Origin of the sequence: Vibrio sp. SCSIO 43140 (assembly GCF_023716585.1) — a bacterium.
In the GTDB taxonomy this organism is placed as follows: Bacteria; Pseudomonadota; Gammaproteobacteria; order Enterobacterales; family Vibrionaceae; genus Vibrio; species Vibrio maritimus_B.
This window is the reverse complement of the sequence record NZ_CP071850.1, coordinates 1501913-1526835: the sequence shown is the minus strand read 5'-3', so window position 1 is coordinate 1526835 and position 24923 is coordinate 1501913. Positions and strand designations below refer to the sequence as shown.

Here is a 24923-nt window from a genome sequence, read left to right as displayed (position 1 = left end):
AATGAACAACAACAAACGACCGCTTTACATCCCTTACGCAGGTCCTGCGCTTCTTAGTACTCCATTACTCAATAAAGGCAGTGCTTTCACTTCAGAAGAGAGAATGTCTTTTAACCTAGAAGGTCTTCTTCCAGAAACGACAGAGACCATTCAAGAGCAAGTAGACCGTGCTTACAAGCAGTACACTAGCTTTGAAAATGACATGGATAAGCACATCTATCTGCGCAATATCCAAGACACGAACGAAACCCTTTTCTACCGTTTAGTCCAGAATCACATCTCGGAAATGATGCCAATCATTTACACCCCAACTGTAGGTGCAGCATGTGAGAACTTCTCGAACATTTATCGTCGTGGTCGTGGCCTGTTCATCTCTTATCCAAATCGTGATCGCATCGATGACCTACTCAACAACGCACGTAACCACAATGTTAAAGTCATTGTTGTAACCGACGGTGAACGTATCCTCGGTCTTGGTGACCAAGGTATCGGAGGTATGGGGATTCCAATTGGTAAGTTGGCACTGTACACCGCATGTGGTGGTATCAGCCCAGCTTATACACTGCCAATCGTTCTTGATGTGGGTACGAACAACCCGCAACGCTTAGCAGACCCAATGTACATGGGCTGGCGTCATCCTCGTATCACGGGTGATGAATATCGCGCGTTCGTTGAAGATTTCATCCAAGCTGTACAACGTCGCTGGCCAGATGCACTGGTTCAATTCGAAGACTTTGCTCAGAAAAATGCAATGCCACTTCTTGAGCGCTACAAAGATCGAATCTGCTGCTTTAACGATGACATTCAAGGTACCGCTGCTGTCACTGTGGGTTCGCTATTAGCAGCTTGTAAAGCGGCTGGCAGTAAACTGTCAGAGCAACGTGTAACTTTCCTTGGTGCAGGCTCAGCTGGTTGCGGTATTGCAGAAGCAATCGTGGCTCAAATGGTGTCTGAAGGCATTAGTGACGAGCAAGCTCGCTCACAGGTCTTCATGGTTGACCGCTGGGGTCTATTACAAGAAGGCATGCCGAACCTGTTGGACTTCCAGCAGCGTCTGGTACAAAAACATGAGCACACGCAAAACTGGGAATCAGAGAGCTCTGGTTTCTCGCTTCATGACGTAATCAAAAATGCTAAGCCAACTGTGCTTATCGGTGTATCAGGTGCACCTGGCCTATTTAGCAAAGAGATCATTCAAGAGATGCATCAGCATTGTGAGCGTCCGATTGTTTTCCCACTGTCGAACCCAACAAGCCGTGTTGAAGCGACGCCGAACGACATCCTTCGTTGGACGAACGGCCAAGCACTTGTAGCAACAGGTAGCCCATTTGACCCTGTTGTCGTTGAAGGTAAAACCTACCCAATCGCACAGTGCAACAACAGCTACATTTTCCCTGGCATTGGCTTAGGTGTCCTTGCTGCTCAAGCATCTCGCGTAACCGACGAAATGCTAATGGAGTCTAGCCGTGCATTGGCTGAGTGCTCTCCGCTGGCACAAAAAGGCTCTGGTCAGTTACTTCCGCCTCTAGAAGAGATTCATCTGGTCTCTAAGCGCATCGCTTTCGCTGTCGCTAAAAAAGCTATCGAACAAGGTGTGGCGAAAGAGTGTTCAGATGAAACCTTACTCAAAGCCATCGAAGAAAACTTCTGGCAGCCTGTTTATCGAAAATATAAGCGTTCAGCGTTCTAACCTGAATCAATGTCACACGAAGGCTCTTGTTATCAAGAGCCTTTTTTTTGTTTAATGAGCCGCTAATTATGAAAAAGGAACCCTTCAATGTTGGATCTATTCGCTCCAGGTGGCAAGTTACTCTCTCCTTACCTTCTTGAAATCTCTACCGCGCTAGTAGCCTGTGCGCTGGTTGTCCTCGGTGCTGACATTAATCGTTTGATGCGCAACGTATTACGTGATACTAATTTCGTTATTCGAACAGGCTGTTTTATACTTCTTAACGCGTTTGGTTATGGATTGATCATCATAAAAGCCACGCCAGTATTAAAGAGTACTCTCAATAATATCGAACCCGGTTTGATGTTTTCCATCGTGGTTCTAAGCTTTGTAGGTATCGGCATTTGGGCTCAAAGGAATCGACAGATTTAGTGACCTTAAGATTTAACAAGGAACCTTGGCAATTAGGCAATGCTCTCCCGTTTTTGAAACGGTGCGTTCGCGTGCTTGCCATCACCTTGGTGTTATTTGTTGTTTTGGTTGTCACAGTCGATCGCTGGGTGAGCTGGCAAGCCGAAGATCACTTGGTGACATCAATTGAAGAAGTGGACAACGTGCAGGTCGCTGTCGTGCTTGGGACCAGTAAATACTTAGGGCGCACACTCAACGAATACTACTCACACAGGATAGATGCCGCGATCAATCTGTATAACGAAGGCAAGGTGTCTCACTTTTTGTTGAGTGGAGATAACGCCCACCGTTCTTATAATGAGCCATGGACCATGAAGAGAGACCTCCTCAGGGCAAATGTGCCAGAGCCTGCCATTCACCTAGACTACGCCGGTTTCAGAACCCTAGACTCTATTGTTCGTGCCAAAAAGATCTTCGACACCGATAACTTTCTTATCATTACTCAGAAATTTCACTGTGAGCGTGCATTGGTGATTGCGCAGCACTATGACATTAATGCCAAGTGTTTAGCGGTCTCAGGTCCTGTTTCAAAAACAGGCTACTCTGTGCGACTTCGAGAGGTTTTTGCTCGCACGAAGGCGATGCTTGATCTGTATATCATGAACACTCAGCCTAAGTTTCTTGGTCCCAAAGAGCCTATTGTTACGAGCGATGAGTTTATTGGACCGCTGCTTCCTAGTGAGCAAAACGAAGCCAACTAGTTTCTATACCCCGTTGATATAAGGATTTTTTAGCTTGAATTTGCTAGCATGACAGTACAATCAAAATAAAGAGTAATGTCATGTCACTACTAGCTTCAGGGACGCTGTCTAAAATGCGCGCTTCCCTAGAATCCACTGTTCAATACCGACTTCCGGTTGGTGATGAAGAGGTTGACCTTTCACCATTGATCGGTAAGACCATCACCCTAAACCACACGGGCAATATCTTTTGCGCCTCTTGCGGCAAAAAAACCAAAAAGAGTTATTCACAAGGGCATTGTTTTGTCTGTATGAAGAAGCTGGCGAGCTGCGATATGTGCATCATGAAGCCAGAAACCTGCCACTACGATGAAGGGACCTGCCGTGAACCTGAATGGGGCGAAGCCAATTGCATGGTTGACCATTTTGTATACCTTTCAAACACGTCGAGTCTTAAGGTTGGTATTACACGTCACACTCAAATCCCAACGCGTTGGATTGATCAAGGGGCGACACAAGGTCTACCTATCCTAAAGGTCAAAACGCGCCAAATCTCTGGCTTAATTGAAGTAGAGCTGGCGAAGCACATCGCAGACAAAACAAACTGGCGTACACTGCTTAAACAAGATGGTGAGCCATTAGAGTTAGTTGACCAGGCGAAAGCACTTTTGCCACTTGTTGCGAATAAAATTGAAGAGATTCGTGCAAAATACGGTGAAGACGCTGTAGTTGTGCTCGATGAGTGTATTACTCCACTGAGCTATCCGGTAAACACCTATCCGACCAAAATCACATCACACAACTTTGATAAGCAGCCGTTAGTGACGGGCTTGCTACAAGGTATCAAGGGGCAATACCTGATCCTTGATACCGGCGTGATTAACATTCGTAAATTCACGTCTTACGAAGTGGAAGTCAGCGCTGAGTAACACTTATCACTCGTAACGCATAAAAACAGCCCGCATTACGCGGGCTGTTTTTTCTAATTAAAGGCTTTCTAGCGTATCGAAGAACCGGTCTACTTCTTCAAGCGTGTTGTAGTGCATAAATCCAACACGAAGTACGCCACCTTTATCTTCCAGTCCTAACTGCCTCACCAAACCCAGAGCATAGAAATGCCCATTCCAGACGCAGAGGTTATGCTCACCTAGTGCTTTGGCAAGCAGCTCTGGTGAGTGCGTAGAAGATCGCAGAGCAAAGGTTGGAGTGCGCTTAAGATGATCGCAATTCTCTGTTCCATAAAGCGAGAGTGATTCAACCTTTTGTAATCGCTGTAGGAAATAGCGGCTTAATTGCTCTTCATGAGCGCCAATATCCTTCATAGCACTAGCTAGCTTCTTTCGAAGTGAATCCCCTTCCCCCCAAGATGCCAGATAGTCCACAGCGGCAATAAATCCTGCGAGTGCTTCAAAGTTCTGAGTACCCGTTTCAAACCTTCCCGGACCAATATCTGTCGCTGGTTCAACCTTGTATGGACGAAGAGATTGCAACCAATCCGAGGCTACAAACGCCACGCCCAAGTGAGGACCAAAGAACTTATATGCCGAGCAAACAAGAAAGTCGCAACCTAGTGCCTCGACATCCACATGACCATGCGGTGTATAGTGAACGGCATCAACATAAACAGCAGCGCCATAGCGCTTTGCCATCTTAACGACGCGACGAATATCCGTGATAGTGCCTGTCGCGTTTGAGGCATAAGTAATGGCAATCAAGCGCGTCTTTTCATTGAGTAGTGATTCAAGGTGAGCTAAGTCCACTGAGCAGTCTCTTGGATCCACTTTCGCTTGCTTAACTGTTGCCCCTTTATCTTCTGCCGCTTGCTCCCAACTGGACACATTAGAGTAGTGATCAAGTGCGGTTACGATCACTTCATCTCCAGCTTGCCAATCACGAGAAATAGCGCGGCTCAACTGGAATGTTAGTGACGTCATATTGGCGCCGAACACAATATTGTCCGCCGTCGGTGCATTGAGAAGCGAACGAGCGTGTTCTCTCGCATCAGCAACCAACTCAACGGTACGTTTGCTCGAGAAGTAATGACCACCGAGGTTCGAATTATAGAACCCTAAGTACTCGTTCATGGCCGTCAGCACGCTTTGAGGAACCTGCGAGCCTCCTGGACCATCAAGAAAAACCACAGGCTTATTGTTATGAGTTTGACTCAGAGCGGTAAACTGAGCGCGAGCAGTATTAGGAGTGAAGCGCATTTTTCGGACCTTTTGCAGTAAGAACGAAGACATCCATGTAGCCTTCATGTTGCTCATCAACACAGCGAATTGGCGTCGCGTTATGCCATAGACGAGAATCATCCAAAATAGCGACTTCACCAGCGGCCAGCACTTTCTTAAAGAATGGCGCTTCCTTGTGACCGCTATAAAGCATGATGTCGCCACCAATAATGTTTTGGCGCCCGACTCCAACTAAAGCAATATGGTCAAAACCGTCTTGGTGCACGCCCTCTGGCGCTACCTCTGTTTCGTCATAAACCGCTGCGATTCGAATCTGATGGATTTCAATTTCCTGCCCATTCGGCAGGTCATTAGTGCGCACAAATAGAGACACAAGCTCCTTCATCGCATCGCTTTGCAATGTCGATGCTAGAATGGGCTCAAACTGCCTGACGACATCGCCTTGAAAGTGATTGTAGTGCTCTGATTGCACAAAGCTGCTATCTCCCGTATCTAGGATCTCACCATCGCGGTAGTTAATCACAGAGTATCGACGCAAGCGATATTGACCATCTGCATGTTGAGTATTAGGTAAGGTTGCAAAAGTCGGTGCTAACTGTTCGATTGCTCGTCCACTAAGACTAGTGAGATGTAAGGTACTTTCGCTTGAGTGCAGCATCATTAACTCCATTTAATGTTATGTTGAATTTCATTATTTCACATTTCATTTACATATCATTAAATAGCACTAATCCTGCAAGATCAACTTTTGGCAGCACCAAATTCCACTAAAACCTACATTTAAGATGATATAACCGAAATTTTGGTCTTATGTAGAATTACCCTCCAATTGCAGTTCTGGCTGCACTCGAAATCTAGAACAGTTCACTAGCATAATAACCACCTATATTTTATCGGGTTATTCAAAACCCAACGCAAAATAGCGTCAAGATCACAAAACCAGCAACAACCACTATATCTTTACTATATGGTAGTGATTACGACTTTCGCTATTGGATTATTGAACAACAGAAATGAATCAACTGTGGCAGCTCTGCTTTTGTTTGTGACCAATCGACCAAAATATCACCGTTCATTGCAAATCTAGTATTGATTCTTAACCCTCAACCCCAATATATTAGGTAGCAAAGCCTCACCCAACCGTGGTGTTGATAAGAATAGAGAAAGTGAGAAAAACTATGGCTGACACAAAACACTGTAAATTGCTGATCTTAGGATCTGGTCCTGCGGGTTATACAGCCGCTGTCTACGCAGCGCGAGCGAATCTTGAACCTGTACTAGTGACTGGGATGCAGCAAGGTGGCCAGCTAACCACCACCACGGAAGTTGAGAACTGGCCAGGCGATGCCGAAGGTCTAACCGGTCCACTGTTGATGGAGCGCATGCAAGCTCACGCAGAAAAGTTCGAAACTGAGATCATTTTTGATCACATTAATGAAGTCGATTTTAGCGAGCGTCCATTTAAGTTAACTGGCGATAGCCAGAGTTATACTGCGGATGCTGTCATTATCTCAACAGGCGCGTCTGCAAAGTACCTTGGTCTTGACTCAGAAGAGGCATTTAAAGGTCGCGGTGTTTCAGCATGTGCGACTTGTGACGGCTTCTTCTACCGTAACCAAAAAGTAGCGGTTGTGGGTGGTGGTAACACTGCTGTTGAAGAGGCACTGTACCTTTCAAATATCGCCTCTGAAGTACACCTTGTTCACCGTCGTGACAGTTTCCGTGCCGAAAAGATCCTAATTAAGCGTCTAATGGACAAAGTCGAGAACGGCAATATTGTCTTACACACGGATCGCACTCTAGAAGAGGTTGTCGGCGACGACATGGGTGTTACTGGTATTCGCATTAAAGACACACAGTCCGATCTCGTTGAGCAAGTCGACGTCATGGGTGCCTTCATTGCCATTGGTCACCAGCCAAACACCTCTCTATTTGAAGGTCAGCTAGAGATGAACAATGGTTATATCGTTGTACAATCGGGCTTAGAGGGCAATGCAACCCAAACTAGCATTCCTGGTGTTTATGCCGCTGGTGATGTTATGGATCACAACTATCGTCAAGCCATCACCTCAGCAGGTACTGGTTGTATGGCAGCGCTGGATGCAGAACGCTTCCTTGACGCCCAAGACTCTTAAGAGACTTGCTCTTTTCACCAGCAGCTCATCAATATTGAAAATTGAAAACCCATAGGTATAACCTCTGGGTTTTCTTTTGTATAATCGCTGGTTCTATTAATAATAATACTCATTAAGCCTTCTACATGGATAAGAAAAAACAACGGAGCTTGAATAAGTGGCTCAAAGAGCAAAGTAAGCTAGCAAAACGCTGGCTTATGATTGCGATAGGGCTCGGCGTTCTTTCAAGTCTGTTCCTTCTCGCGCAAGCCGCGCTTATCGCCACCATTCTTCATCAACTGATTATCGAACATGTCGATAAACATGAACTGATCCCCCACTTTGCTGGACTTGTTGTCGCCGTCGCAGGACGTGCTGCCTGCGCTTGGGGTCGTGAGATTGCGGGCTTCAAATGCGGCGAACAAGTTCGTATTTACATAAGGCAGCTAATACTCGACAAGCTTAGAGAACTCGGTCCAACATACATCAAGGGCAAACCTGCCGGTACTTGGGCGACTCTAGTACTTGAGCAAGTCGAAGAGATGCAAGAGTTCTTCTCCAAGTATCTTCCTCAAATGTCACTTGCTGTTGCCGTTCCTGTTATTATCTTGGTGGTTGTGTTTCCAATCAACTGGGCAGCGGGTCTTATCTTCCTTGTGACCGCTCCTCTAGTTCCTATCTTTATGGCTTTGGTGGGAATGAAGGCGGCTGATGCCAACCGTAAGAACTTCAAAGCGCTACAGCGCCTTTCTGGTCACTTTTATGACCGATTGCAATCAATGACGACCATACGTCTTTTCAATCGCACCAACGCAGAAACGGAAGTGCTACACGGCGCATCTGAAGTATTTCGTAAGCGTACTATGGATGTCCTGAGACTGGCCTTCTTGTCTTCCGCTGTGCTTGAGTTTTTCACCTCTATCTCGATTGCAATCACCGCTGTTTACTTCGGCTTTAGTTACATTGGCGAACTTAACTTCGGTCACTACGGCGTCGGCGTTACCCTCTTCGCTGGTCTATTTATTCTTATTTTGGCACCAGAGTTCTATCAACCACTGAGAGACTTGGGAACCTTCTATCATGCCAAAGCACAAGCGGTAGGTGCTGCGGAGAGTATCGTAGAGTTTCTTGATCTTGAAGTTGCAGACCTACCCAATGGTCAAAAGCCATTAAGTAAGGACGCAATAACTATCAGTGCAGATAACCTCGAAGTCTACAGTCCTGATGGAACGAAGCTCGTAGGGCCTGTGAGCTTTGATCTTGATGCCAACAAAGCCACCGCATTAGTCGGCCCTAGCGGCGCTGGCAAAACCAGTTTAATCAACGCTATTCTCGGCTTCATGCCATACGAAGGCTCGCTCAAGATAAATGGTGTTGAGCTCAAATCTTTAGACCAGCATTCATGGCGTCAAGCTATCAGCTGGGTGGGACAGAACCCATTGCTTCTGCACGGCACCATTTGGGATAACGTGACTCTTGGCAACCCTGACGTGAGCGAAGCCCGAGTTAATGACGCCCTGCTCGCTTCGTTTTCAGCTGAGTTTGTCGAAAAGCATGGCCTCAACTATCAAATTACCGACCGCTCTGGTGGCTTGTCTGTTGGCCAAGCTCAGCGCCTGGCACTGGCTCGAGCTATGGTCCAAAACGGCCAATTCTGGTTACTCGATGAACCAACGGCGAGTTTAGATGCTAAGAGTGAACGCTTGGTTACTCAAGGACTACACACCTCAACAGCGGGCAAAACGACCTTAATGGTGACGCACCAGCTTTCACAGCTTAAAGAGGTCAACAATATCCTTGTGATGAACAAAGGCCAAATTGAGCAGCACGGTGACTACACATTGCTAGCTTCTAATGATGGTCTATTCAAAACCATGCTTTCCGCACAACAGTCTGCAAAAGCCCAAGATAAGGGGAACCTAGATGCGTGAACTTCTCCCTTACCTGAAACTGTATAAGAAGCATTGGTTTGGTCTCTCTCTCGGTATGGTACTCGCGTTCTGTACCCTGTTTGCTTCTATTGGTTTGCTGACGCTTTCCGGTTGGTTCATCTCGGCTTCGGCTGTCGCTGGTCTGACGATTGCTCGCGAAACGTTTAACTACATGCTTCCCGGTGCAGGCGTGCGTGGCGCCGCTATGGCGAGAACCGCTGGCCGCTGGGGTGAGCGTGTTGTCAGCCACAATGCGACATTCAAACTACTGACTGACCTGCGCATTTTCTTCTTTAGGAAGCTGGCACCGCTTATTCCAGGTAAAGCGGTTAACATTCGCGATGCAGATATGCTTAACCGACTGGTTGCCGACGTCGATGCCATGGACCATGTCTATCTAAGACTAGTGAGCCCTATCATAGTTGGTGCTTTTGGCATCCTGTGTTTGACGGCCGTACTTTGTTGGTTTGATATGACACTGGGCTTAACACTGGGCGCTATCTTGATGCTGCTTCTCGTGCTTTGGCCAGTTATCTTCTACCGCCTTGGTAAAAGCAATGGTGAAGCACTGACTCTGAACAAAGCCGATCTCAGGATCAAAACGCTAGACTGGCTGCAAGGTTATAGCGAGTTAACTCTGTTTGGCGCTGAGTCGCACTATCGTCAATCCATCATAGATGCTCAAAACAAGCTGTTATCGAACCAGTTTGTGCACGCTAAGATTTCTGGTATGGCGCAAGGTCTATTGATTCTGGCAAACGGCTGGTTGCTGATTCTTATGCTGTGGCTAGCGGCCGATGGTGTGGGCGGTAATCAACCTGATCCACTTATTGCGCTTATGGCATTTGCCACCATGGCGAGCTTTGAACTGCTCATGCCTATCGCAGGCGCATTCCAATACCTAGGCCAAACGCTGACATCAGCGAAGCGTCTGAACGAAGTTATTTTGGCAGAGCCTGATGTCACCTTCCCTTCGGAGTCTGTCTCTCACGATAATGCGTTCTCAATTAAGGTGAACAACGCAACATTTCGCTATCCAGATGCGAATCAACCCGCACTAAGAGAGTTGAATCTCGATATTCCTGCTGGTCACAAGCTTGCTGTCGTTGGTCAAACGGGCTCTGGTAAATCAACATTACTGCAGCTGATTACCCGCTACTGGGACGTTAATGAGGGTTCTGTCGAGCTCGCAGGTCACGATATTCGCTCATGGAGTGAAGCTCAGCTTCGTCAATCCACCAGCATTGTGAGCCAGAAAGTCGATATCTTGAACGGAACACTACGCGACAACTTGTCGATGGCAAAACCTGATGCATCCGATGAGGAGCTCGCACAAGTGCTTGCTCAAGTTGGCTTAGAGCACCTCAACCAAGACTCCGGCTTAGATGCATGGCTTGGCGAAGGTGGTCGACAGCTTTCCGGAGGCGAGAAGCGTCGAGTTGGGATTGCCCGAGCGCTGCTTCATGATGCACCGATATTGCTTCTTGATGAACCTACTGAAGGCTTAGATAAGAAGACAGAGCAGCAAATCATGTCGTTGTTTGAATCGAAGTTTGCGGGCAAAACGGTGATCTTCATTACGCACCGTCTAGTGAACCTCGATACCTTTGATAAGGTCTGCCTGTTAGAAGATGGCGAGGTGCTCGAGCTTGGTCATCATGACGAGCTCTTAGCTGCGCACGGACGCTACTTCGAACTGCATCAAACGCTATAGCGCACTTACCTTCACCACCAATAAAAATCCCCGTTCAAATAGCGGGGATTTTTATTTTCGCTAGACCGACCATCAGTGATCGTTTGCTTGCTCAATCACTACTTCATGTACCCTGACCTGTGTAATTCGATTGCTCTTTACTGTAACAACCTCGAAGACAAATCGCTGGTAGTAAATTGCCTCGCCCTCTTCGGGCAAACGACCTGATAGCCAGGTAAGAAAGCCATTTAAGGTTTGAAAACCTTCCGTTTCTTCCCCTTCAAGGACGTCTAGGTTTAGCTTGGTCTTGAATACTGAAATAGGAATCAGGCCATCAAACTGCCAGCTGCCGTCTTTCCCCTTTCGTGCCGACATATGTTGTGTGGTCATGGCTAACTCACCCGCTATCGACGTTAACAGGTCATAATGAGTAACCAGACCTTGAATGTCACCATACTCATCGACCAAAAACGTCATCTCACTACTGGTCTGCTGCATATAGCTAAGTAGAGACAGCCCTTTCATCGATTCAGGAACAAACCTCGGCTTACGCAATAGCTTCACTAAGCGCTCAATGGATAGCTCGCTATATTCATCCAGTAATACCTTAGAGGAGATGGTACCGATAAGGTTATCTAACCCGCCACGACAAACCGGCCACACCGAGTGCTTAGTTTGACGAAGGTTTTTCAGTATCTCGGCTAATGGCTGCTCTATATCTAGATATTGGATCTCACATCTTGGTGTCATCAAGGACGTTGCCATTCTATCGTTGAGCTGCAATAAGTTGGCGATCATCTCTTGCTCTTGAAGTTCAATAACCCCAGTTTCTGAGCCTTCCTTTACCAAAGCGACGATGTCTTCTTCAGTGACAGCGTCACCATTAGTGTCCTTTTGTCCCAACAGTTTCAACATGAGATTGGTGGAGAATGTCAGTAGAAGGACAAAAGGCTTAGTGGCGATTGAGAGCCAATAGATCGGATAGGCAACCACCACGGCAATGCGCTCAGCATTGTTCTGAGCGATTCGTTTCGGTACTAACTCGCCCACCACTATCGCAAAATAGGTGATCACCAAAACCACCCCAGTCGTTGCTAACACCGTTGCCAACTCGCGTTCCATGCCCATACAAACAAGCCATTGCAAAATTGGCGCTGACAGAACCGCTTCACCCCAGATACCACTTAAGATACCAATAGCGGTAATGCCAATTTGAATCGTTGAAAGAAACAAAGTGGGATCATCTTTCAGTTTCAGTGCAGTCTGCGCAGAACCGAACTGCTCTGCGAGTTTTCTGAGTCGACCACCTTTGGCCGCCACCAGCGCAATCTCAGACATTGCAAACAAGCCGTTAAGAGCAATCAAACCAAATAAAATCAATATGTCCATAATGCCATCCGATCATCAACACACTCTCAGCATAACGAGGAACGCGAGAGAAGAGTGTGAATAATCGCATGTTCACCAGATTCTTTGATATCGAGTTTACTATGGTGACGATAAGCTCTGTTTGTTCAGACATAAAAAAGCCGCGAATAATCGCGGCTTCGAGCAAAATCGAGAGTTGAGTTTATGCGTGCTCAGCTTCAAATTCTTTCATGAAGGAAACAAGTGCTTGAACGCCTTCTACTGGCATCGCATTGTAAATTGATGCGCGCATACCACCGACAGCACGGTGACCTTTCAACGCGCGAAGACCGCGTTCATCCGCAAGCTCTAAGAACTTAGCATCAAGCTCTGGCTTCGCTAGCTGGAATGGTACATTCATAAGAGAACGGTTGTCCGCATGAACATTGTTGTTGTAGAAAGGCGACGCATCAATATAGTCGTAAAGGATAGCCGCCTTCTCGCGGTTGATACGCTCAATCGCTTGTACGCCACCTAGCTCTTTTAGCCATTTGAATACTAGGCCTGAGAGATACCAAGCAAACGTTGGTGGCGTATTGTACATCGACTCTTTTTCTGCCAACACTTTGTAGTTTAGAAACGTTGGTAGTACATCGCTTGCAAGCTCCAGTAAGTCGTCACGTACAATCGCGATACAGATACCTGCAGGACCGATATTCTTCTGAGCACCAGCGTAGATCACGCCGTATTTCGACACGTCAATTTGACGAGAAAGAATGGTAGAAGACATATCTGCCACGATTGGCAAATCAGTGTCTGGAAGCTCATTAATTTCGATACCGTCAATTGTCTCATTCGGGCAGAAGTGCACGTAAGCAGAGTCAGGGTCAATGAACCATTCACTTGCCGGCTGTACTGCTACTTTACCCTCGATTTCCGTCTTTGCTTGATAGACAACTGGCGTACAGTATTTTTCCGCTTCATCTACTGCGCTTTGTGCCCAGTAACCAGCATCAATGTATGTCGCTTTATCTTTACCGCCAAGTAGATTTAATGGCACTGCTGAGAACTGAGCTCGCGCGCCACCTTGGCAAAATAGGACCTTGTAATTTGAAGGGATGTTCAGAAGATCTCTTAGATCTTGTTCAGCCTCGTCCGCAACCTGAATGAACTGCTTGCTTCGATGACTGATCTCCATAACCGACGTACCCAAGTCATTCCAATCGAGTAGCTCGGATTGTGCTTTTTTTAGCACATCTCTTGGCAACCCAGCTGGACCTGCACTGAAATTAAATACGTTATCTGACATCGGCTCCATGACCCTACTACTCCTAACAAAATACTTAAAGAAGCCATCAGTAATATCACGTTTTCAAAGAGATAAAAAGCAAGAAAAGAGGCTGGGAGCCTCTTTTCTATTAGGGGATGAAAATTTGATCAATCTAGGCGCTATTGCCCCATTGATTGTCCCATCAGTAACGGGAGAAACAGCGCAATCAAAGGGATTTGTTGACCGTTTTCAAATACCAATTGTCCGCCCTCAATATTGGCATCCAACTCGTACCCAGCATCTTTCTCTTTGATCATATCCATCACAACCAGCTCATCGACACCCTGCGCGAGCATTGGGTGGGCAAGCGCCATACCTTGAGACATATACGCATTCATGTTTCCTTGCAGCGCCGGCAATACAACACTTGGATCACGAGATACGTTTTCAGTCCCTTCCGGCACTTCAACTAGCCACTTTGACTTGAACTCTTCTTCAGCAATTTTGAAGTGCATGTCATTCATCGACACTTGGAAGCCACGAGCAAACAAGTTTTCGATAAGTGGAGCAATCTCGTTAATATCGGCATGCGCTAAAGATGGATTAGAGCGGTACAGAGAGACTAAACCCTCAAACGCCGAACGATCGAGTGAGTTCATCGCAAAATCAACGTTTAGGTCGCTCAACTGAGCGCCCTCTGGATAAGTCAGTTGAGTCATATCGAAGATATGTTGAGTATCGATACGATCACTCTCAGCATTCAGAGACGACTTGAAGGTATATCCGATCGTGTCGATATCAAACAAACTATCATGGTTTTGATCAAGGATACTGAACTGCTTCATCGATGCGCTCTGTTCACCGAGCCAGAAACCATTTTCTTGTTTACCTTCGCCTTTAGCAGAGACTTGGTTAATCACTAATTGCTCGCCATTCTCGAAATCGAGCTGAACAGAAGGCACGTTTAATTGGAATGATACCTGACCAAGCACGGTTGCTGTGCCGGTCGCGACCGACGGCGAAATCGACATACTCACGGTTTGGTCATCACTGCCTTGATAGCTCCAGCTATCCAATGACAACTCAAATTCTGTGTTGCCATTGAGTTGAGTGACGGTTTTCAGAAGTAACGGAAAGTCCGGGAAGTTCTTTAGAACCGAGTTCGCGGTCAAACTCATCAAACCGTGGCTGATATCGCTTTTGACTACTAACTCAGTTGGCAAACCATCGACTTCAAGCTGCTCTTTAAGGATTGGGTCTTGGACTTGATAGCGGGTTTCTACTACCGATGAGAGATAGCTGCGATCATAAGAAACAATTTCTGCCGTCACGCCTTCATTGTTGAGCTGCGCCACGCCATCTTCAATAACTTTCTGACCAATGTGGCCAACTGCTAGGGGCCAACACAGCACAAGAGCGACTGCGCCACCAATTGCGCCATACTTCTTAAGTTGATTCATAGAGATAATTAAAACGTTTTGTGAGGTGTATTTCATTCAGTCTAACTCAAGTCGTTAGGATCTCCAATCTCATACCTACTTCTCATAACCCTCTGCTTTTTATTGATATATTAAATTCACGTACGTCACGAGAGACTCATGTATCAATGACCCAAAATAACCGTTATGCCGTGCTCTGTTTAGATAGTGATTTAGCGAGCTTAGATAAGCTCGATACTGAGCTTTCTTTGTACCAATCGCATTTCGATATTCATTTGGCGACTTCCATTCTCGAAGGGCATGAGTTGATTCAACAGATCGGTCGACAAGGACAACATCTCGCACTAGTGATCGCGAGACATAGCAGACTGTTTGATGGTGGAGAGTTCTTAGTTCAGCTTGAGCAAATGGCTCACGCTCAATCCGCTAGAAAAGTGCTCATCAGTAAAACAGATGCCCATGACATCACTGCGATTCTCAATGCGGTAAATGAAGGACGACTTGACCACTGCCTGACCTACCCAATAGAACAAAGTAGCCTGCATAAAACGGTGGTGAAAGAGCTCACGCAATATGTGGTACAACATGAAACAGAACATCTACTGCATTTTGGAAAAGTACTCGATCAGCAAAAGATACTCAGAGCACATATAGAAAACAAAATGCATTCCTATCGTGCGAGCTTTATTCATGATTTTCATGAAATTTCAGACAATCAACTCGCAGTACAAGTCATAGAAGCCTTGCTCGCCTTCTTTGCAGAAAAAGATGAGACTCGAGCCGTTCGAGCCTACTCTGCAGAGCACCTACTCACGGCCGAAGGGCAGCCTAATCAGTTCTTATGGTTTATCGTTGAGGGGCACGTTGCACTTTATAAGAAAGATGACATTGGCCAACAGCGAGAAGTAGTAAGACATGGTAGAGGCGGTATTGTTGGTGGTATGTCGTTTGTGACGGGCGAGCAGTCGTTCTCCACAGCAATGACTCTTACTCCTACCCAGGTCATCAAGCTTGACCGAACAGTATTTACCCAGGTGATGCATTCGAACACAGATTTGCTGCCACTATTTACCAACCTATTGCTCCGTCACTTTAACCGGCGATTGCAGCGAAGCATCAATACCAAGCTCGAACTACAGAAAACCCTCGAATCACTCGAGTCCGCACATCAGCAGTTAATCGAGCAAGAAAAAATGGCCATGTTAGGTCAACTCGTGGCTGGTGTCGCCCATGAATTGAACAACCCCGTTTCGGCCATTCTGCGTGGTTCAGAAACCGTTTCTGAGAAGATTGACTCGATTTTAAATGCCAACCATGACGCTAACACCTTTCAATTGGGTTTAGATGTTCTGCAAAAATCTCGACTCTCTTCGCCACTATCAACCTCAGAGCTGAGAGAGCGCACCAAGCAACTTCAAGAAAGAATCAAAGACCGCCGATTGTCTAAGCGTTTGGTGAGCCTGGACCTTCATAATCACTCCACATTAGTTGAGCAAGCCTTAAAACAGCCAGAGCTGCTTGCCGACACGCTCTCAAAACTGGAGAGCTTCCAAGTGACGGGGGCAACACTGCGCTCGATTCAAGTTTGCGCCCAGCGCATTGCGGACATGGTAAAAAGTCTTAAAGGTTATTCGAGACAGGATAATGAATCTTATGAACTCGTTGACCTTCATGAAGGCATTGAAGACACCTTGGTGATATTTGAAAATCGCTTAAAGCGACATAAGCTCATCAAGGAATACGGCGCCCTTCCCGCTATTTTCTGCAAACCTATCGCCCTGCAGCAAGTTTGGACTAACCTCGTGTCCAACGCTTTAGACGCCTTGCCTGAAAAAGGCACCCTAACGATTCGAAGCAGCCAAGTTAATCGAGATGGCGACACTTACAACCTATATGAGTTTATCGACAACGGTTGTGGTATACCTGCTGAACAATTAGAGAGTATTTTTGAGCTTAACTACACCACCAAAAAAGAAGGCAATTTTGGCCTAGGCATTGGCTTGTCGATTTGCCAACAGATACTGGCTCAGCACAAGGGCTGGATTGAAGCCCATTCTGAGTGTGGACAGTACACCAATATGGCAGTGTTTATTCCTGTCACCCAAGAAGAACTGATAAAGGAGCACAACCATGACTGAATATCTAATTTTGTGTGTGGATGACGAAAGAGAAGTCCTTGATAGTGTCTTGCAAGATTTGGATGATTTCGAGGAGCACTTTATCGTCGAAGGTGCGGAGTCGGTTGATGAAGCTCGCTCTGTGATTGCTGACCATACTCGAGAAGGGGCAAAGCTGGCACTCATTCTCTGTGACCATATTATGCCAGAGCAAACTGGCGTTAGCTTTCTTATCGAACTCAGCGAAGACGAAGAACTAAAGGCATGTAGAAAGGTTCTACTTACTGGACAAGCGGGTCACGAAGACACTATCGAGGCGGTTAATCACGCCTGTCTGGATTTCTATATTAGTAAGCCTTGGAAAGGTGATGAGCTTCGTTCCATCGTTAAGCAACAGCTCACGGATTACATGATAAACAATGTCAAAGATTTAATGCCCTGGGGACGAGTGCTTGATACTGAACGCATCTTCAACGCCATTGCCGACAATAGAATAAACTTTGGTGACTAGTGAATTATGTGTCTTAACGCCTATTCCTGACAACTTGGCTTAGAAAACTCACACTTCCTAGGGCGTTAGTGTGCTACACCTCTCACTTTTGATTACGATTTTCTTACACAAAGCGTCCATATTGCTTGAATTATGTATGGCATTGTAAATTTTTGGGAATTTGCACCCGATAAAGGCACTTTTTGTTGGAGAACCAAGGACAAATTGATTTATCATAGCGAGATACTTTAAGTCACCATAAGCATCTTGCTACGCGCACTCTTATGGTCAAGGAATTGAGTTCAAACAAAAAGGTTTAGAGACACTATGCGCAAAACTCTATTAGCTGCTCTGATGGTTATCACTTCGCAGCAGGCATTTGCCAACCAGGACGAGCAACGAGCGACGATGAGTAACTTCAATTACGATTATGCTGAAGCTCGTATTGGTGCAAGCCCAATGACCTTCGGTGCTGCTATCAGCAAATCAATCCACCCAAATGCTCACATCGTAGGTAGCATCGACTCTAAATTTGAGGGTGACTACGACTTCTCTGGTGGTGTTGGCTTCCACGCACCGGTGAACAACTGGGCGGATTTCACAGGTGAAATGCTAGCTCACATTCACGACAGTGGCGATCATCACAAAACTGACACTGGTATGGAAGTAAACCTAGGTGTGCGTCAATGGCTTGGTCCACAACTTGAGATTGGTGGTAAAGCAGGTTACCTAAACGTTGGTGATAAAGACCGCTGGATGGGTTCTGTATATGGTCGCTTCCACTCAACAGAGCTTTTCTCTCTGGGTCTTGAAGGTCGTATCAACCATATCTACGGTGACCAGTTGATGTTCACTGCTCGCTTTGCATTCTAATCTAACACCTATTTATAGATTACGCTGATTAGCAAACGAATGAAAACACAAAGACCGTGCTTAGCACGGTCTTTTTCAATTCTGAACTACTGTTTTAACTTCGAATCTACTGTTCTATCTTCGAGCAATGCTCCAAAAGTCTCTGTTTCATTGGATCTTGAATCAGTTTCCAATGCACGCCATCAACGGCACCCGCAAACTTCCATAACAGCTTTAGGTCAACGTCGTTGCCGTACGTGCGTTTCACTCTATTGAAAACACGTGGTGCTCCTAACTCTAAGAACGTCTTAACATCTTGAATCCCCGACTTTTTCACCATGCGCTCTAATGTAAGTTGCATGTTAGGCAAGTCCCTCAATCGTCTATTCTCAACTGAATTCTTACTACAATGTTGATCGACTGAGTTTTCAATGGACTGTCTAACCAAGCCTTTGAGCACAGGAGCTTGCTGGTTGTAAAGATTCGTTATGTCGTAGTAGTTTACCGTCGCTGTTGATTGTTTTTTTACATGACGAAATTTCTCGCATTGCAGCTCGTGCAACTGAGCATCCAGTCCTTTTCCACCGCGGATGAACACTTTGTCGTTACTGATCAGTGCGTACATGGCGCCTTCCTTGAAGAGCCCAGTGCCACCAAACATCGAACGTTTTTGCGATTCGCCAAATTGAGTCGTGTAGTCGTAAAAAGATTGCTCTATCATTTCCTTTGATCCTTAATCTTTACCCCGATTAATCGATCACCAGAAATAGCAGCTAAAAAAATGAAAAATGTTATTAGCAGGGTCAATTTATAGCAGTATAAAATGCCTCGCTTTTTTATATGTTTTTATAATAGTTCACTATGCAAATTAAGTCTGGCTCAATGTCACAGTTGTGCGAGTTGGTCACAATTCATTTGCGAGTCACTTCACAATAACGCTCATACACAACCAGTTTCAAAACTAGTTACAATTGAATGATGTTCTAAACGCCATTTAGGCGACATTCGCCAATTTTAATCACTAATGTTATTGTCAATGACTGACCCACAAAGGTACACTTGCGCAATCGCTTCACCTGTCGAATGTTTATGAATCACTTATCATTTTATTGGCTTCCAGAGAATCAACAGCTCTTCATCAAAAGCCTCGAAACGGAATTTGCAGACTTAGTCGAGCAATCAATCAACACCGGAAAGATTTCCCTTCCTCCTATTTCTGAAGTTGTACTAAAAATACAAGCCTTATGTAATGATGAAGCTACAGGTATTTCTGACATCGCAGACTGTCTATTAGAAGATCCCGGTCTTGCTGCTACCGTCCTTAAAGTCGCAAACTCTGTAATATTCAATCGCAGAAATATTACATGTAACGATCTGAACACCGCGGTCTCCCGTCTTGGTATTTTCCGTGTTCGCGACATAGTCACAGCTCAATCCATCGAACTGCTCAAACACTCAGTCAATTTATCGAAAGAGTGCCATGAAGTACTGGTAAACAGTGCCACAGTATCTCGAGAGCTAGCTGCTGTTATGGTCATGGTTACCCGCAGCTTCCAAGACCTTTCTGTTGAAGATTACACCCATCTCGAACAAGAAAAGTCACTTTTGGTTGGCTTTCTAGCAGATATCGGTCTTTTCTGTTTGGTCAACGAGTACCACCTTTATTTAGAGAAAGGAAACTACCTAGACCCTGATCTGGCGATGCAAATATTCCAGTCTCGCTGCGCACTCACCAGTGAGCAAGTTCTAAATACTTGGGGATTCGATAAAGACTTTATCGAAGTCGCATCAAACCAAGTTAAACAGATTGAGCGACCTGAGGTTTCTTATCTAGACATTGCCCGTATCGCTAACCACATTCTTCTGTTCCGCAAACAAGATCATGAAGCGCTTGAGGAACACGAAGTGGAAATCAACGTTGATGGCGCAGAGGTCATGTATCAACTTACCTCACTGAGCGAGGTTGAATTCCAGGAAAAAATCAAAGACGTTCTTCGCTCTGCTGGCATGTAATTAGCCGCTCATTGCTCAACTAATACTTTTACGAGGCACACGGAAATGTTTTCAGGGATGTTGTTCATTTTTACTCCGCTGGTTATCGGGTATCTATTCCCAGTTTCCAACGCGGCGTACCTCAACACCATTAACCGAGCAACCTCCTGGTTAATATACGTCATCCTGTTCTTGATGGGTTTAAGTTTGGCGGCTCTCGACAATTTCGGGAGTCACCTCAAGACCATTATTACAATGACCGCGACGTTTTTTGTCGTCATTGGTGGATGCAACCTATTGTGCCTCCCGATGATTGATAAACTGATGCCTCTTCAAACAGAGCAGCTCAAGAACCAATTGCCGTTATCGTCGATGGCGCTTGAATCACTCAAGCTCATCGGTGTTGTAGGCTCTGGTCTCATCTTGGGCTTAATGCTGCCAATCGATCTTGGCTGGGTTGAAGCAGCCAGCGAATGGATTCTGTTTGCCCTCCTCTTCTTTATTGGTATCCAACTGAGAAACAGTGGACTGACACTCAAGCAAATACTGGTCAACAAACAAGGCATGACCATAGCGACTGTCATTGTGGCAAGTTCTCTGATTGGCGGCATCATCGCAGCACTTATTCTCGACATCTCTATTTATAAGGGACTGGCCATCGCTTCGGGTTTTGGTTGGTATTCATTAGCAGGTATTTTGATAGGTGATGCGTTCGGACCCGTTTTCGGCGGTACCTCCTTTATGATAGAGCTACTAAGAGAGCTAGTTGCTTTGGTCATAATACCGATGCTCATTGCCAAACGACCATGCACCGCAATCGGTTATGCCGGCGCGACTGCAATGGACTTTACGCTGCCAATAATTCAAAGCAGCGGCGGTGTTAGATGTGTACCCGTAGCGATAGTTAGTGGCTTTATCCTGAGCTTGCTGGTACCGGTTTTAATGCTGTTTTTTGTTTCTCTTGCTGCGTAGATCTCAGGAATGATTTTCTCATTCCTGTATTCTTGCCCCTCAAACATTACAATAAAGAAAAACGCTCGTTAGCCCATGAAAGGATACAATAATGAAAAAATGGCTCGCCGCTGCGGCAATTTTAAGCACCTCTTTTTCCGCAATGTCTGCAGACTCTACTCAATGTTTCGAGAACAAGTACGATGCGTACATTGATGCGTCGATTCATTGGTATGAAGATTTGGTTCAAATGACGACCAGCGAATACCCGGAATTGAATGAAGTCAGTAACTGGTTTTTGGAAGGCCGCAAACACCACTTCGAACTAAACCGTGAAGCCGTTCGCTATTACTTGAAAAATGAACCGCAGAAAGTAGCGACTGAGCAATCTATCGAGACCTGGCTGCAACTTGAGCAACAAGACGTAAAAACCTTGGCTCAAAGAGACGATGAGCTTGGAAAAATCGCTGCAAAAAGCTTTGCTGACCGTCAAGCTAAGCCGCACCCTCAAAACTACGAACTACGCAGCGCGTTTGCAGATCTATTGAGTCACCCTAAGAAAATCGAGACGGCATTAAATAGATACAATGAATCAATTCAGGAAGTTGAGGCAACCACTTGTAATTAGTGTATTGACTCTTCTCGTTCCGAAAGACGTAACTTAAACAAAAGCTGGCTTATACGCCAGCTTTTGCATTTTTCGTAACCAAATACGGTAACAATACGTTGTGGCACGGCAAAAAATCGGCGCTGTGCTACATTTTTGCGAGACATTCGGACTCAATTGGTTTAGATTGTGCCGCTTGCAGTAACGGAATAATAGTAGATAACGATATGGTATCTGAGCAAAAAATTGCTGATGTCAGCTTTGAGAGCCTCCTTCGAATATTCACTATCCCTGAAGGACCTGACTCGACACTAACGCAAATTGAAGAGAGTTTATCCAAAAACTTGAACCAGTTTTTGCGAGAGCATATTGTTGCGGAAGAAAAACCACTTCACGAAATCGAAAAAGACTTCTCTAGTGCCGCAATTCCAGAGCAGCCTGAGTTCGTCTCTGCTCATACAGAACATCTGTTAGATACTTTAGTTTCGCACTCCGTTCACACCTCATCGCCAAGCTTTATTGGTCATATGACATCGGCACTTCCCTACTTTTTAATGCCTCTGTCTAAGATCATGATCGCTCTTAACCAAAATTTGGTGAAGATTGAGACTTCAAAGGCATTCACACCACTAGAACGCCAAGTTCTAGGCATGCTTCATAAACTGATTTATACCGAGCAAGACAGCTTCTACCAAAAATGGATGCACAGCGCAGAGCATTCTTTGGGCGCGTTTTGCTCTGGTGGCACCATTGCCAACATTACCGCTTTATGGGTCGCAAGAAACCGTGCGTTGAAAGCGCAAGGCGATTTTCTTGGCGTAGAAAAGGAAGGACTTTTCAAAGCGATGAAGCACTATGGCTATGAAGGTTTAGCTATATTGGTATCTGAGCGAGGTCACTACTCACTTAAGAAAGCCGCTGATTTGCTCGGCATTGGTCAACAAGGTCTTGTCGCTGTTAAAACAGACGAGAACAATCGAATCTGCCCTCTAGATCTTGAACGAAAGTTCAAAGAGCTGAAGCAACAAAAAATCCACCCATTCGCGGTTATTGGTGTTGCTGGTACCACGGAAACCGGTAACGTTGACCCTCTTCGCGAGATTGCTGCTATCTGTGAGCGAGAAGCCTGCCACTTCCACGTTGATGCAGCTTGGGGCGGCGCGACATTGATGTCCGACAAGTATCGAGCCATCCTTGATGGTATTGAGCTTGCTGACTCTGTCACGATTGATGCTCACAAACAGCTCTACATTCCTATGGGTGCGGGTATGGTACTGTTTAAAGATCCCGATGCCATGAAAAGCATCAAACATCATGCACAGTATATTCTTCGCAAAGGCTCAAAAGACTTGGGCCGCCACACGTTAGAAGGCTCTCGCTCAGGGATGGCCATGCTTGTGTATGCGGCAATGCATATCATCAGTCGACCAGGGTATGAGCTACTGATTAACCAAAGTATTGAGAAAGCCCGTTATTTCGCTGATCTAATTGAACAGCAAAATGATTTCGAGCTGGTCAGTAAGCCTGAGCTTTGTCTGCTTACCTATCGCTACGTACCAGAGAATGTGAAACAAGCACTAGAGCTTGCATCTGAAAGCCAAAAGGATGAGCTGCATGAGTTGCTCAATCAATTGACCAAGCTCATCCAGAAGAAACAGCGTGAGACTGGTTTGTCATTTGTATCTCGTACCCAACTTAATCCGACAATTTGGTCTGGTCGTGATACGATTGTTTTTCGCGTAGTGCTAGCAAATCCACTGACTTCAACAGAAGTATTAAGCAATGTGCTAGAGGAACAGCGACAAATCGCGAACGCTTCACCTGAAATACTGACCAAACTAAACAGCTTGGCCGACCAAATTCAGGCGTAACGATACCTCATTATTCGAGAATGAAATCAATTTCACTTCCCCAGTTATGAAACTTTCTTTCTGTTTTGTGGGAGTGATACGGTAAAACTGCGCTAGAAAGAAGCAAAAAGCGAGCAATTTTCGCTCTATTGTTTTTTTCTTCCAGTTTTTTGTTTGATGCCTGTCATATTCTAAAGATTTCATGTGAGCTTTTGTTACAGATGACAAGAAGCATCGTTTATACTGAGGTTATGGAGTTGGCGTTAATCGACCTATTATAAAAACTCGACATCACGGACTCCGATTATAACAAACCCTTTTTTACTATCGTGTTGGTTATTTGTCGGACCTGATTAATTACGCCAACAAGTTGTTCTCTTTACCCTGTGAACACTATGAATACACTAGAGAAAGTCCAAAAAAATTTAGAGAACTTCAGTAAATCTGAACGTAAGGTTGCTGAAGTTATTATGGCGTCCCCCCAAACCGCCATTCATTCCAGTATTGCTACGCTAGCTAAAATGGCTGACGTTAGCGAACCGACTGTGAATCGCTTCTGCCGCAGACTCGACACCAAAGGCTTCCCTGACTTTAAACTGCACTTAGCGCAAAGTCTTGCTAACGGCACACCTTATGTGAACCGCAACGTTGAAGAAGACGATGGCCCTGATGCTTACACCCATAAGATTTTCGAATCGACGATGGCGTGTTTAGACGTGGCGAAAAACAGCTTAGATTCAATGCAGATCAACCGTGCCGTTGACTTGTTGACTCAGGCGAAGCGTATCTCATTCTTCGGTTTGGGTGCATCTTCGTCCGTTGCTCGCGATGCTCAAAACAAGTTTATCCGATTTAACATCCCTATCTCTTGCTACGAAGACGTCGTAATGCAACGAATGAGCTGTATTAATTGCTCAGATAACGATGTTATCGTGCTTATCTCTCATACGGGTCGTACTAAGAGCCAAGTAGAGGTCGCTCACCTTGCTCGTGAAAACGGCGCAACGGTTATCGCCATTACTGCAAAAGACTCGCCGCTTGATAAAGCAAGTTCACTGTCTATTACTGTCGACGTTCCAGAAGACACTGACGTTTACATGCCAATGGCAAGTCGTGTAGTGCAGATGACTATCATCGACGTACTGGCAACAGGCTTTACTCTGCGTCGTGGAAGCGGCTTCCGCGATAACCTTAAGCGTGTGAAAGAAGCACTTAAGGACTCTCGCTACAACAAAGTGCCGAATTACTAATCGAGCCA

At 45.7% G+C, this 24923-nt stretch carries 21 protein-coding genes; 15 read left to right on the top strand and 6 right to left on the bottom strand.

Annotated elements, in window-relative coordinates:
* The first annotated feature begins 1 nt into the window (after nucleotide 1).
* From J4N45_RS07165 to J4N45_RS07150, 4 genes are all read left to right on the top strand, one after another.
* Nucleotides 2-1690: an NAD-dependent malic enzyme gene (locus J4N45_RS07165; protein WP_252014287.1), complete on the top strand. Its 1689-nt coding sequence runs from the start codon at nucleotides 2-4 to the stop codon at nucleotides 1688-1690.
* A gap of 87 nt (nucleotides 1691-1777) precedes the next feature.
* Nucleotides 1778-2101 carry a DUF3392 domain-containing protein gene (locus tag J4N45_RS07160; protein WP_042475457.1) on the top strand — a complete coding sequence of 108 codons (324 nt, stop codon included), beginning with the start codon at nucleotides 1778-1780 and terminating at the stop codon, nucleotides 2099-2101.
* Nucleotides 2102-2181: 80 nt separating this feature from the next.
* A complete protein-coding gene (locus J4N45_RS07155; RefSeq protein ID WP_503056854.1) occupies nucleotides 2182-2841 on the top strand; it encodes a SanA/YdcF family protein in 660 nt (219 codons plus the stop codon).
* Between the two features lie 80 nt (nucleotides 2842-2921).
* Nucleotides 2922-3749, top strand: coding sequence for a DUF2797 domain-containing protein (locus tag J4N45_RS07150; protein WP_252014285.1), 828 nt, complete (start codon nucleotides 2922-2924; stop codon nucleotides 3747-3749).
* Between the two features lie 57 nt (nucleotides 3750-3806).
* Here the strand turns inward: J4N45_RS07150 and J4N45_RS07145 are convergent, their stop codons facing one another.
* Together J4N45_RS07145 and J4N45_RS07140 are read right to left on the bottom strand one after the other, a co-directional pair.
* Complete coding sequence (locus J4N45_RS07145; protein ID WP_252014284.1) at nucleotides 3807-5030, bottom strand: cysteine desulfurase-like protein; 1224 nt, start codon at nucleotides 5028-5030, stop codon at nucleotides 3807-3809.
* Nucleotides 5014-5670, bottom strand: coding sequence for a 2OG-Fe dioxygenase family protein (locus J4N45_RS07140; RefSeq protein WP_252014283.1), 657 nt, complete (start codon nucleotides 5668-5670; stop codon nucleotides 5014-5016). Before J4N45_RS07140 ends, J4N45_RS07145 begins: the two co-directional genes overlap by 17 nt.
* Before the next feature lie 520 nt (nucleotides 5671-6190).
* Here J4N45_RS07140 and trxB point away from each other — a divergent pair.
* The 3 genes from trxB (at nucleotide 6191) to cydC (ending at nucleotide 10771) form a co-directional block, all read left to right on the top strand.
* Nucleotides 6191-7147, top strand: a complete 957-nt coding sequence (gene trxB, locus J4N45_RS07135; protein ID WP_252014282.1) for a thioredoxin-disulfide reductase — start codon at nucleotides 6191-6193, stop codon at nucleotides 7145-7147.
* Between the two features lie 125 nt (nucleotides 7148-7272).
* A complete protein-coding gene (gene cydD / locus J4N45_RS07130) occupies nucleotides 7273-9057 on the top strand; it encodes a heme ABC transporter permease/ATP-binding protein CydD (protein ID WP_252014281.1) in 1785 nt (594 codons plus the stop codon).
* A complete protein-coding gene (cydC, locus tag J4N45_RS07125) occupies nucleotides 9050-10771 on the top strand; it encodes a heme ABC transporter ATP-binding protein/permease CydC (RefSeq protein WP_252014280.1) in 1722 nt (573 codons plus the stop codon). Before cydD ends, cydC begins: the two co-directional genes overlap by 8 nt.
* Nucleotides 10772-10843: 72 nt before the next feature.
* Here cydC and J4N45_RS07120 read toward each other — a convergent pair whose 3' ends face one another.
* The 3 genes from J4N45_RS07120 to J4N45_RS07110 form a co-directional block, all read right to left on the bottom strand.
* Nucleotides 10844-12139 (bottom strand): hemolysin family protein, encoded by a 1296-nt coding sequence (locus tag J4N45_RS07120; RefSeq protein WP_252014279.1) that lies wholly within the window; start codon nucleotides 12137-12139, stop codon nucleotides 10844-10846.
* Nucleotides 12140-12320: 181 nt separating this feature from the next.
* Nucleotides 12321-13415 (bottom strand): 3-phosphoserine/phosphohydroxythreonine transaminase, encoded by a 1095-nt coding sequence (serC, locus tag J4N45_RS07115; RefSeq protein ID WP_042475444.1) that lies wholly within the window; start codon nucleotides 13413-13415, stop codon nucleotides 12321-12323.
* A 131-nt stretch (nucleotides 13416-13546) separates the two neighbouring features.
* A complete protein-coding gene (locus J4N45_RS07110) occupies nucleotides 13547-14863 on the bottom strand; it encodes a DUF945 family protein (RefSeq protein ID WP_234493890.1) in 1317 nt (438 codons plus the stop codon).
* A 110-nt stretch (nucleotides 14864-14973) separates the two neighbouring features.
* Here J4N45_RS07110 and J4N45_RS07105 point away from each other — a divergent pair, with 110 nt between their 5' ends.
* The 3 genes from J4N45_RS07105 (at nucleotide 14974) to J4N45_RS07095 (ending at nucleotide 18286) form a co-directional block, all read left to right on the top strand.
* Nucleotides 14974-16944 (top strand): ATP-binding protein, encoded by a 1971-nt coding sequence (locus tag J4N45_RS07105; protein ID WP_252014278.1) that lies wholly within the window; start codon nucleotides 14974-14976, stop codon nucleotides 16942-16944.
* On the top strand, nucleotides 16937-17434 hold the full coding sequence (locus tag J4N45_RS07100; RefSeq protein ID WP_252014277.1) for a response regulator: 498 nt from the start codon (nucleotides 16937-16939) through the stop codon (nucleotides 17432-17434). Before J4N45_RS07105 ends, J4N45_RS07100 begins: the two co-directional genes overlap by 8 nt.
* Before the next feature lie 306 nt (nucleotides 17435-17740).
* A complete protein-coding gene (locus tag J4N45_RS07095) occupies nucleotides 17741-18286 on the top strand; it encodes a hypothetical protein (protein WP_042475437.1) in 546 nt (181 codons plus the stop codon).
* Nucleotides 18287-18392: 106 nt separating this feature from the next.
* Here J4N45_RS07095 and J4N45_RS07090 read toward each other — a convergent pair whose 3' ends face one another.
* The gene (locus tag J4N45_RS07090; protein WP_252014276.1) at nucleotides 18393-18986 is read right to left on the bottom strand and encodes a TfoX/Sxy family DNA transformation protein; all 594 of its coding nucleotides are present in this window, start codon (nucleotides 18984-18986) and stop codon (nucleotides 18393-18395) included.
* Nucleotides 18987-19354: 368 nt separating this feature from the next.
* Between J4N45_RS07090 and J4N45_RS07085 the strand changes: the two genes are divergently transcribed.
* From J4N45_RS07085 to J4N45_RS07065, 5 genes are all read left to right on the top strand, one after another.
* A complete protein-coding gene (locus J4N45_RS07085; RefSeq protein ID WP_252014275.1) occupies nucleotides 19355-20278 on the top strand; it encodes an HDOD domain-containing protein in 924 nt (307 codons plus the stop codon).
* A gap of 45 nt (nucleotides 20279-20323) precedes the next feature.
* Entirely contained in the window at nucleotides 20324-21229 is a 906-nt protein-coding gene (locus J4N45_RS07080) for a LysO family transporter (protein WP_252014274.1), read from the top strand.
* 91 nt (nucleotides 21230-21320) lie between these two features.
* Complete coding sequence (locus J4N45_RS07075) at nucleotides 21321-21836, top strand: hypothetical protein (RefSeq protein WP_252014273.1); 516 nt, start codon at nucleotides 21321-21323, stop codon at nucleotides 21834-21836.
* A 206-nt stretch (nucleotides 21837-22042) separates the two neighbouring features.
* On the top strand, nucleotides 22043-23686 hold the full coding sequence (gene panP / locus J4N45_RS07070; RefSeq protein ID WP_252014272.1) for a pyridoxal-dependent aspartate 1-decarboxylase PanP: 1644 nt from the start codon (nucleotides 22043-22045) through the stop codon (nucleotides 23684-23686).
* Between the two features lie 374 nt (nucleotides 23687-24060).
* A complete protein-coding gene (locus J4N45_RS07065) occupies nucleotides 24061-24915 on the top strand; it encodes a MurR/RpiR family transcriptional regulator (RefSeq protein WP_042475430.1) in 855 nt (284 codons plus the stop codon).
* Nucleotides 24916-24923 lie beyond the last annotated feature (8 nt).

Coding starts and splice junctions, on each gene's coding strand:
- J4N45_RS07165 (WP_252014287.1), top strand. CDS start 2: ATGAACAACAACAAACGACCGCTTTACATCCCTTACGCAGGTCCTGCG.
- J4N45_RS07160 (WP_042475457.1), top strand. CDS start 1,778: ATGTTGGATCTATTCGCTCCAGGTGGCAAGTTACTCTCTCCTTACCTT.
- J4N45_RS07150 (WP_252014285.1), top strand. CDS start 2,922: ATGTCACTACTAGCTTCAGGGACGCTGTCTAAAATGCGCGCTTCCCTA.
- J4N45_RS07145 (WP_252014284.1), bottom strand. CDS start 5,030: ATGCGCTTCACTCCTAATACTGCTCGCGCTCAGTTTACCGCTCTGAGT.
- J4N45_RS07140 (WP_252014283.1), bottom strand. CDS start 5,670: ATGCTGCACTCAAGCGAAAGTACCTTACATCTCACTAGTCTTAGTGGA.
- trxB (WP_252014282.1), top strand. CDS start 6,191: ATGGCTGACACAAAACACTGTAAATTGCTGATCTTAGGATCTGGTCCT.
- cydD (WP_252014281.1), top strand. CDS start 7,273: ATGGATAAGAAAAAACAACGGAGCTTGAATAAGTGGCTCAAAGAGCAA.
- cydC (WP_252014280.1), top strand. CDS start 9,050: ATGCGTGAACTTCTCCCTTACCTGAAACTGTATAAGAAGCATTGGTTT.
- J4N45_RS07120 (WP_252014279.1), bottom strand. CDS start 12,139: ATGGACATATTGATTTTATTTGGTTTGATTGCTCTTAACGGCTTGTTT.
- serC (WP_042475444.1), bottom strand. CDS start 13,415: ATGGAGCCGATGTCAGATAACGTATTTAATTTCAGTGCAGGTCCAGCT.
- J4N45_RS07110 (WP_234493890.1), bottom strand. CDS start 14,863: ATGAAATACACCTCACAAAACGTTTTAATTATCTCTATGAATCAACTT.
- J4N45_RS07105 (WP_252014278.1), top strand. CDS start 14,974: ATGACCCAAAATAACCGTTATGCCGTGCTCTGTTTAGATAGTGATTTA.
- J4N45_RS07100 (WP_252014277.1), top strand. CDS start 16,937: ATGACTGAATATCTAATTTTGTGTGTGGATGACGAAAGAGAAGTCCTT.
- J4N45_RS07095 (WP_042475437.1), top strand. CDS start 17,741: ATGCGCAAAACTCTATTAGCTGCTCTGATGGTTATCACTTCGCAGCAG.
- J4N45_RS07090 (WP_252014276.1), bottom strand. CDS start 18,986: ATGATAGAGCAATCTTTTTACGACTACACGACTCAATTTGGCGAATCG.
- J4N45_RS07085 (WP_252014275.1), top strand. CDS start 19,355: ATGAATCACTTATCATTTTATTGGCTTCCAGAGAATCAACAGCTCTTC.
- J4N45_RS07080 (WP_252014274.1), top strand. CDS start 20,324: ATGTTTTCAGGGATGTTGTTCATTTTTACTCCGCTGGTTATCGGGTAT.
- J4N45_RS07075 (WP_252014273.1), top strand. CDS start 21,321: ATGAAAAAATGGCTCGCCGCTGCGGCAATTTTAAGCACCTCTTTTTCC.
- panP (WP_252014272.1), top strand. CDS start 22,043: ATGGTATCTGAGCAAAAAATTGCTGATGTCAGCTTTGAGAGCCTCCTT.
- J4N45_RS07065 (WP_042475430.1), top strand. CDS start 24,061: ATGAATACACTAGAGAAAGTCCAAAAAAATTTAGAGAACTTCAGTAAA.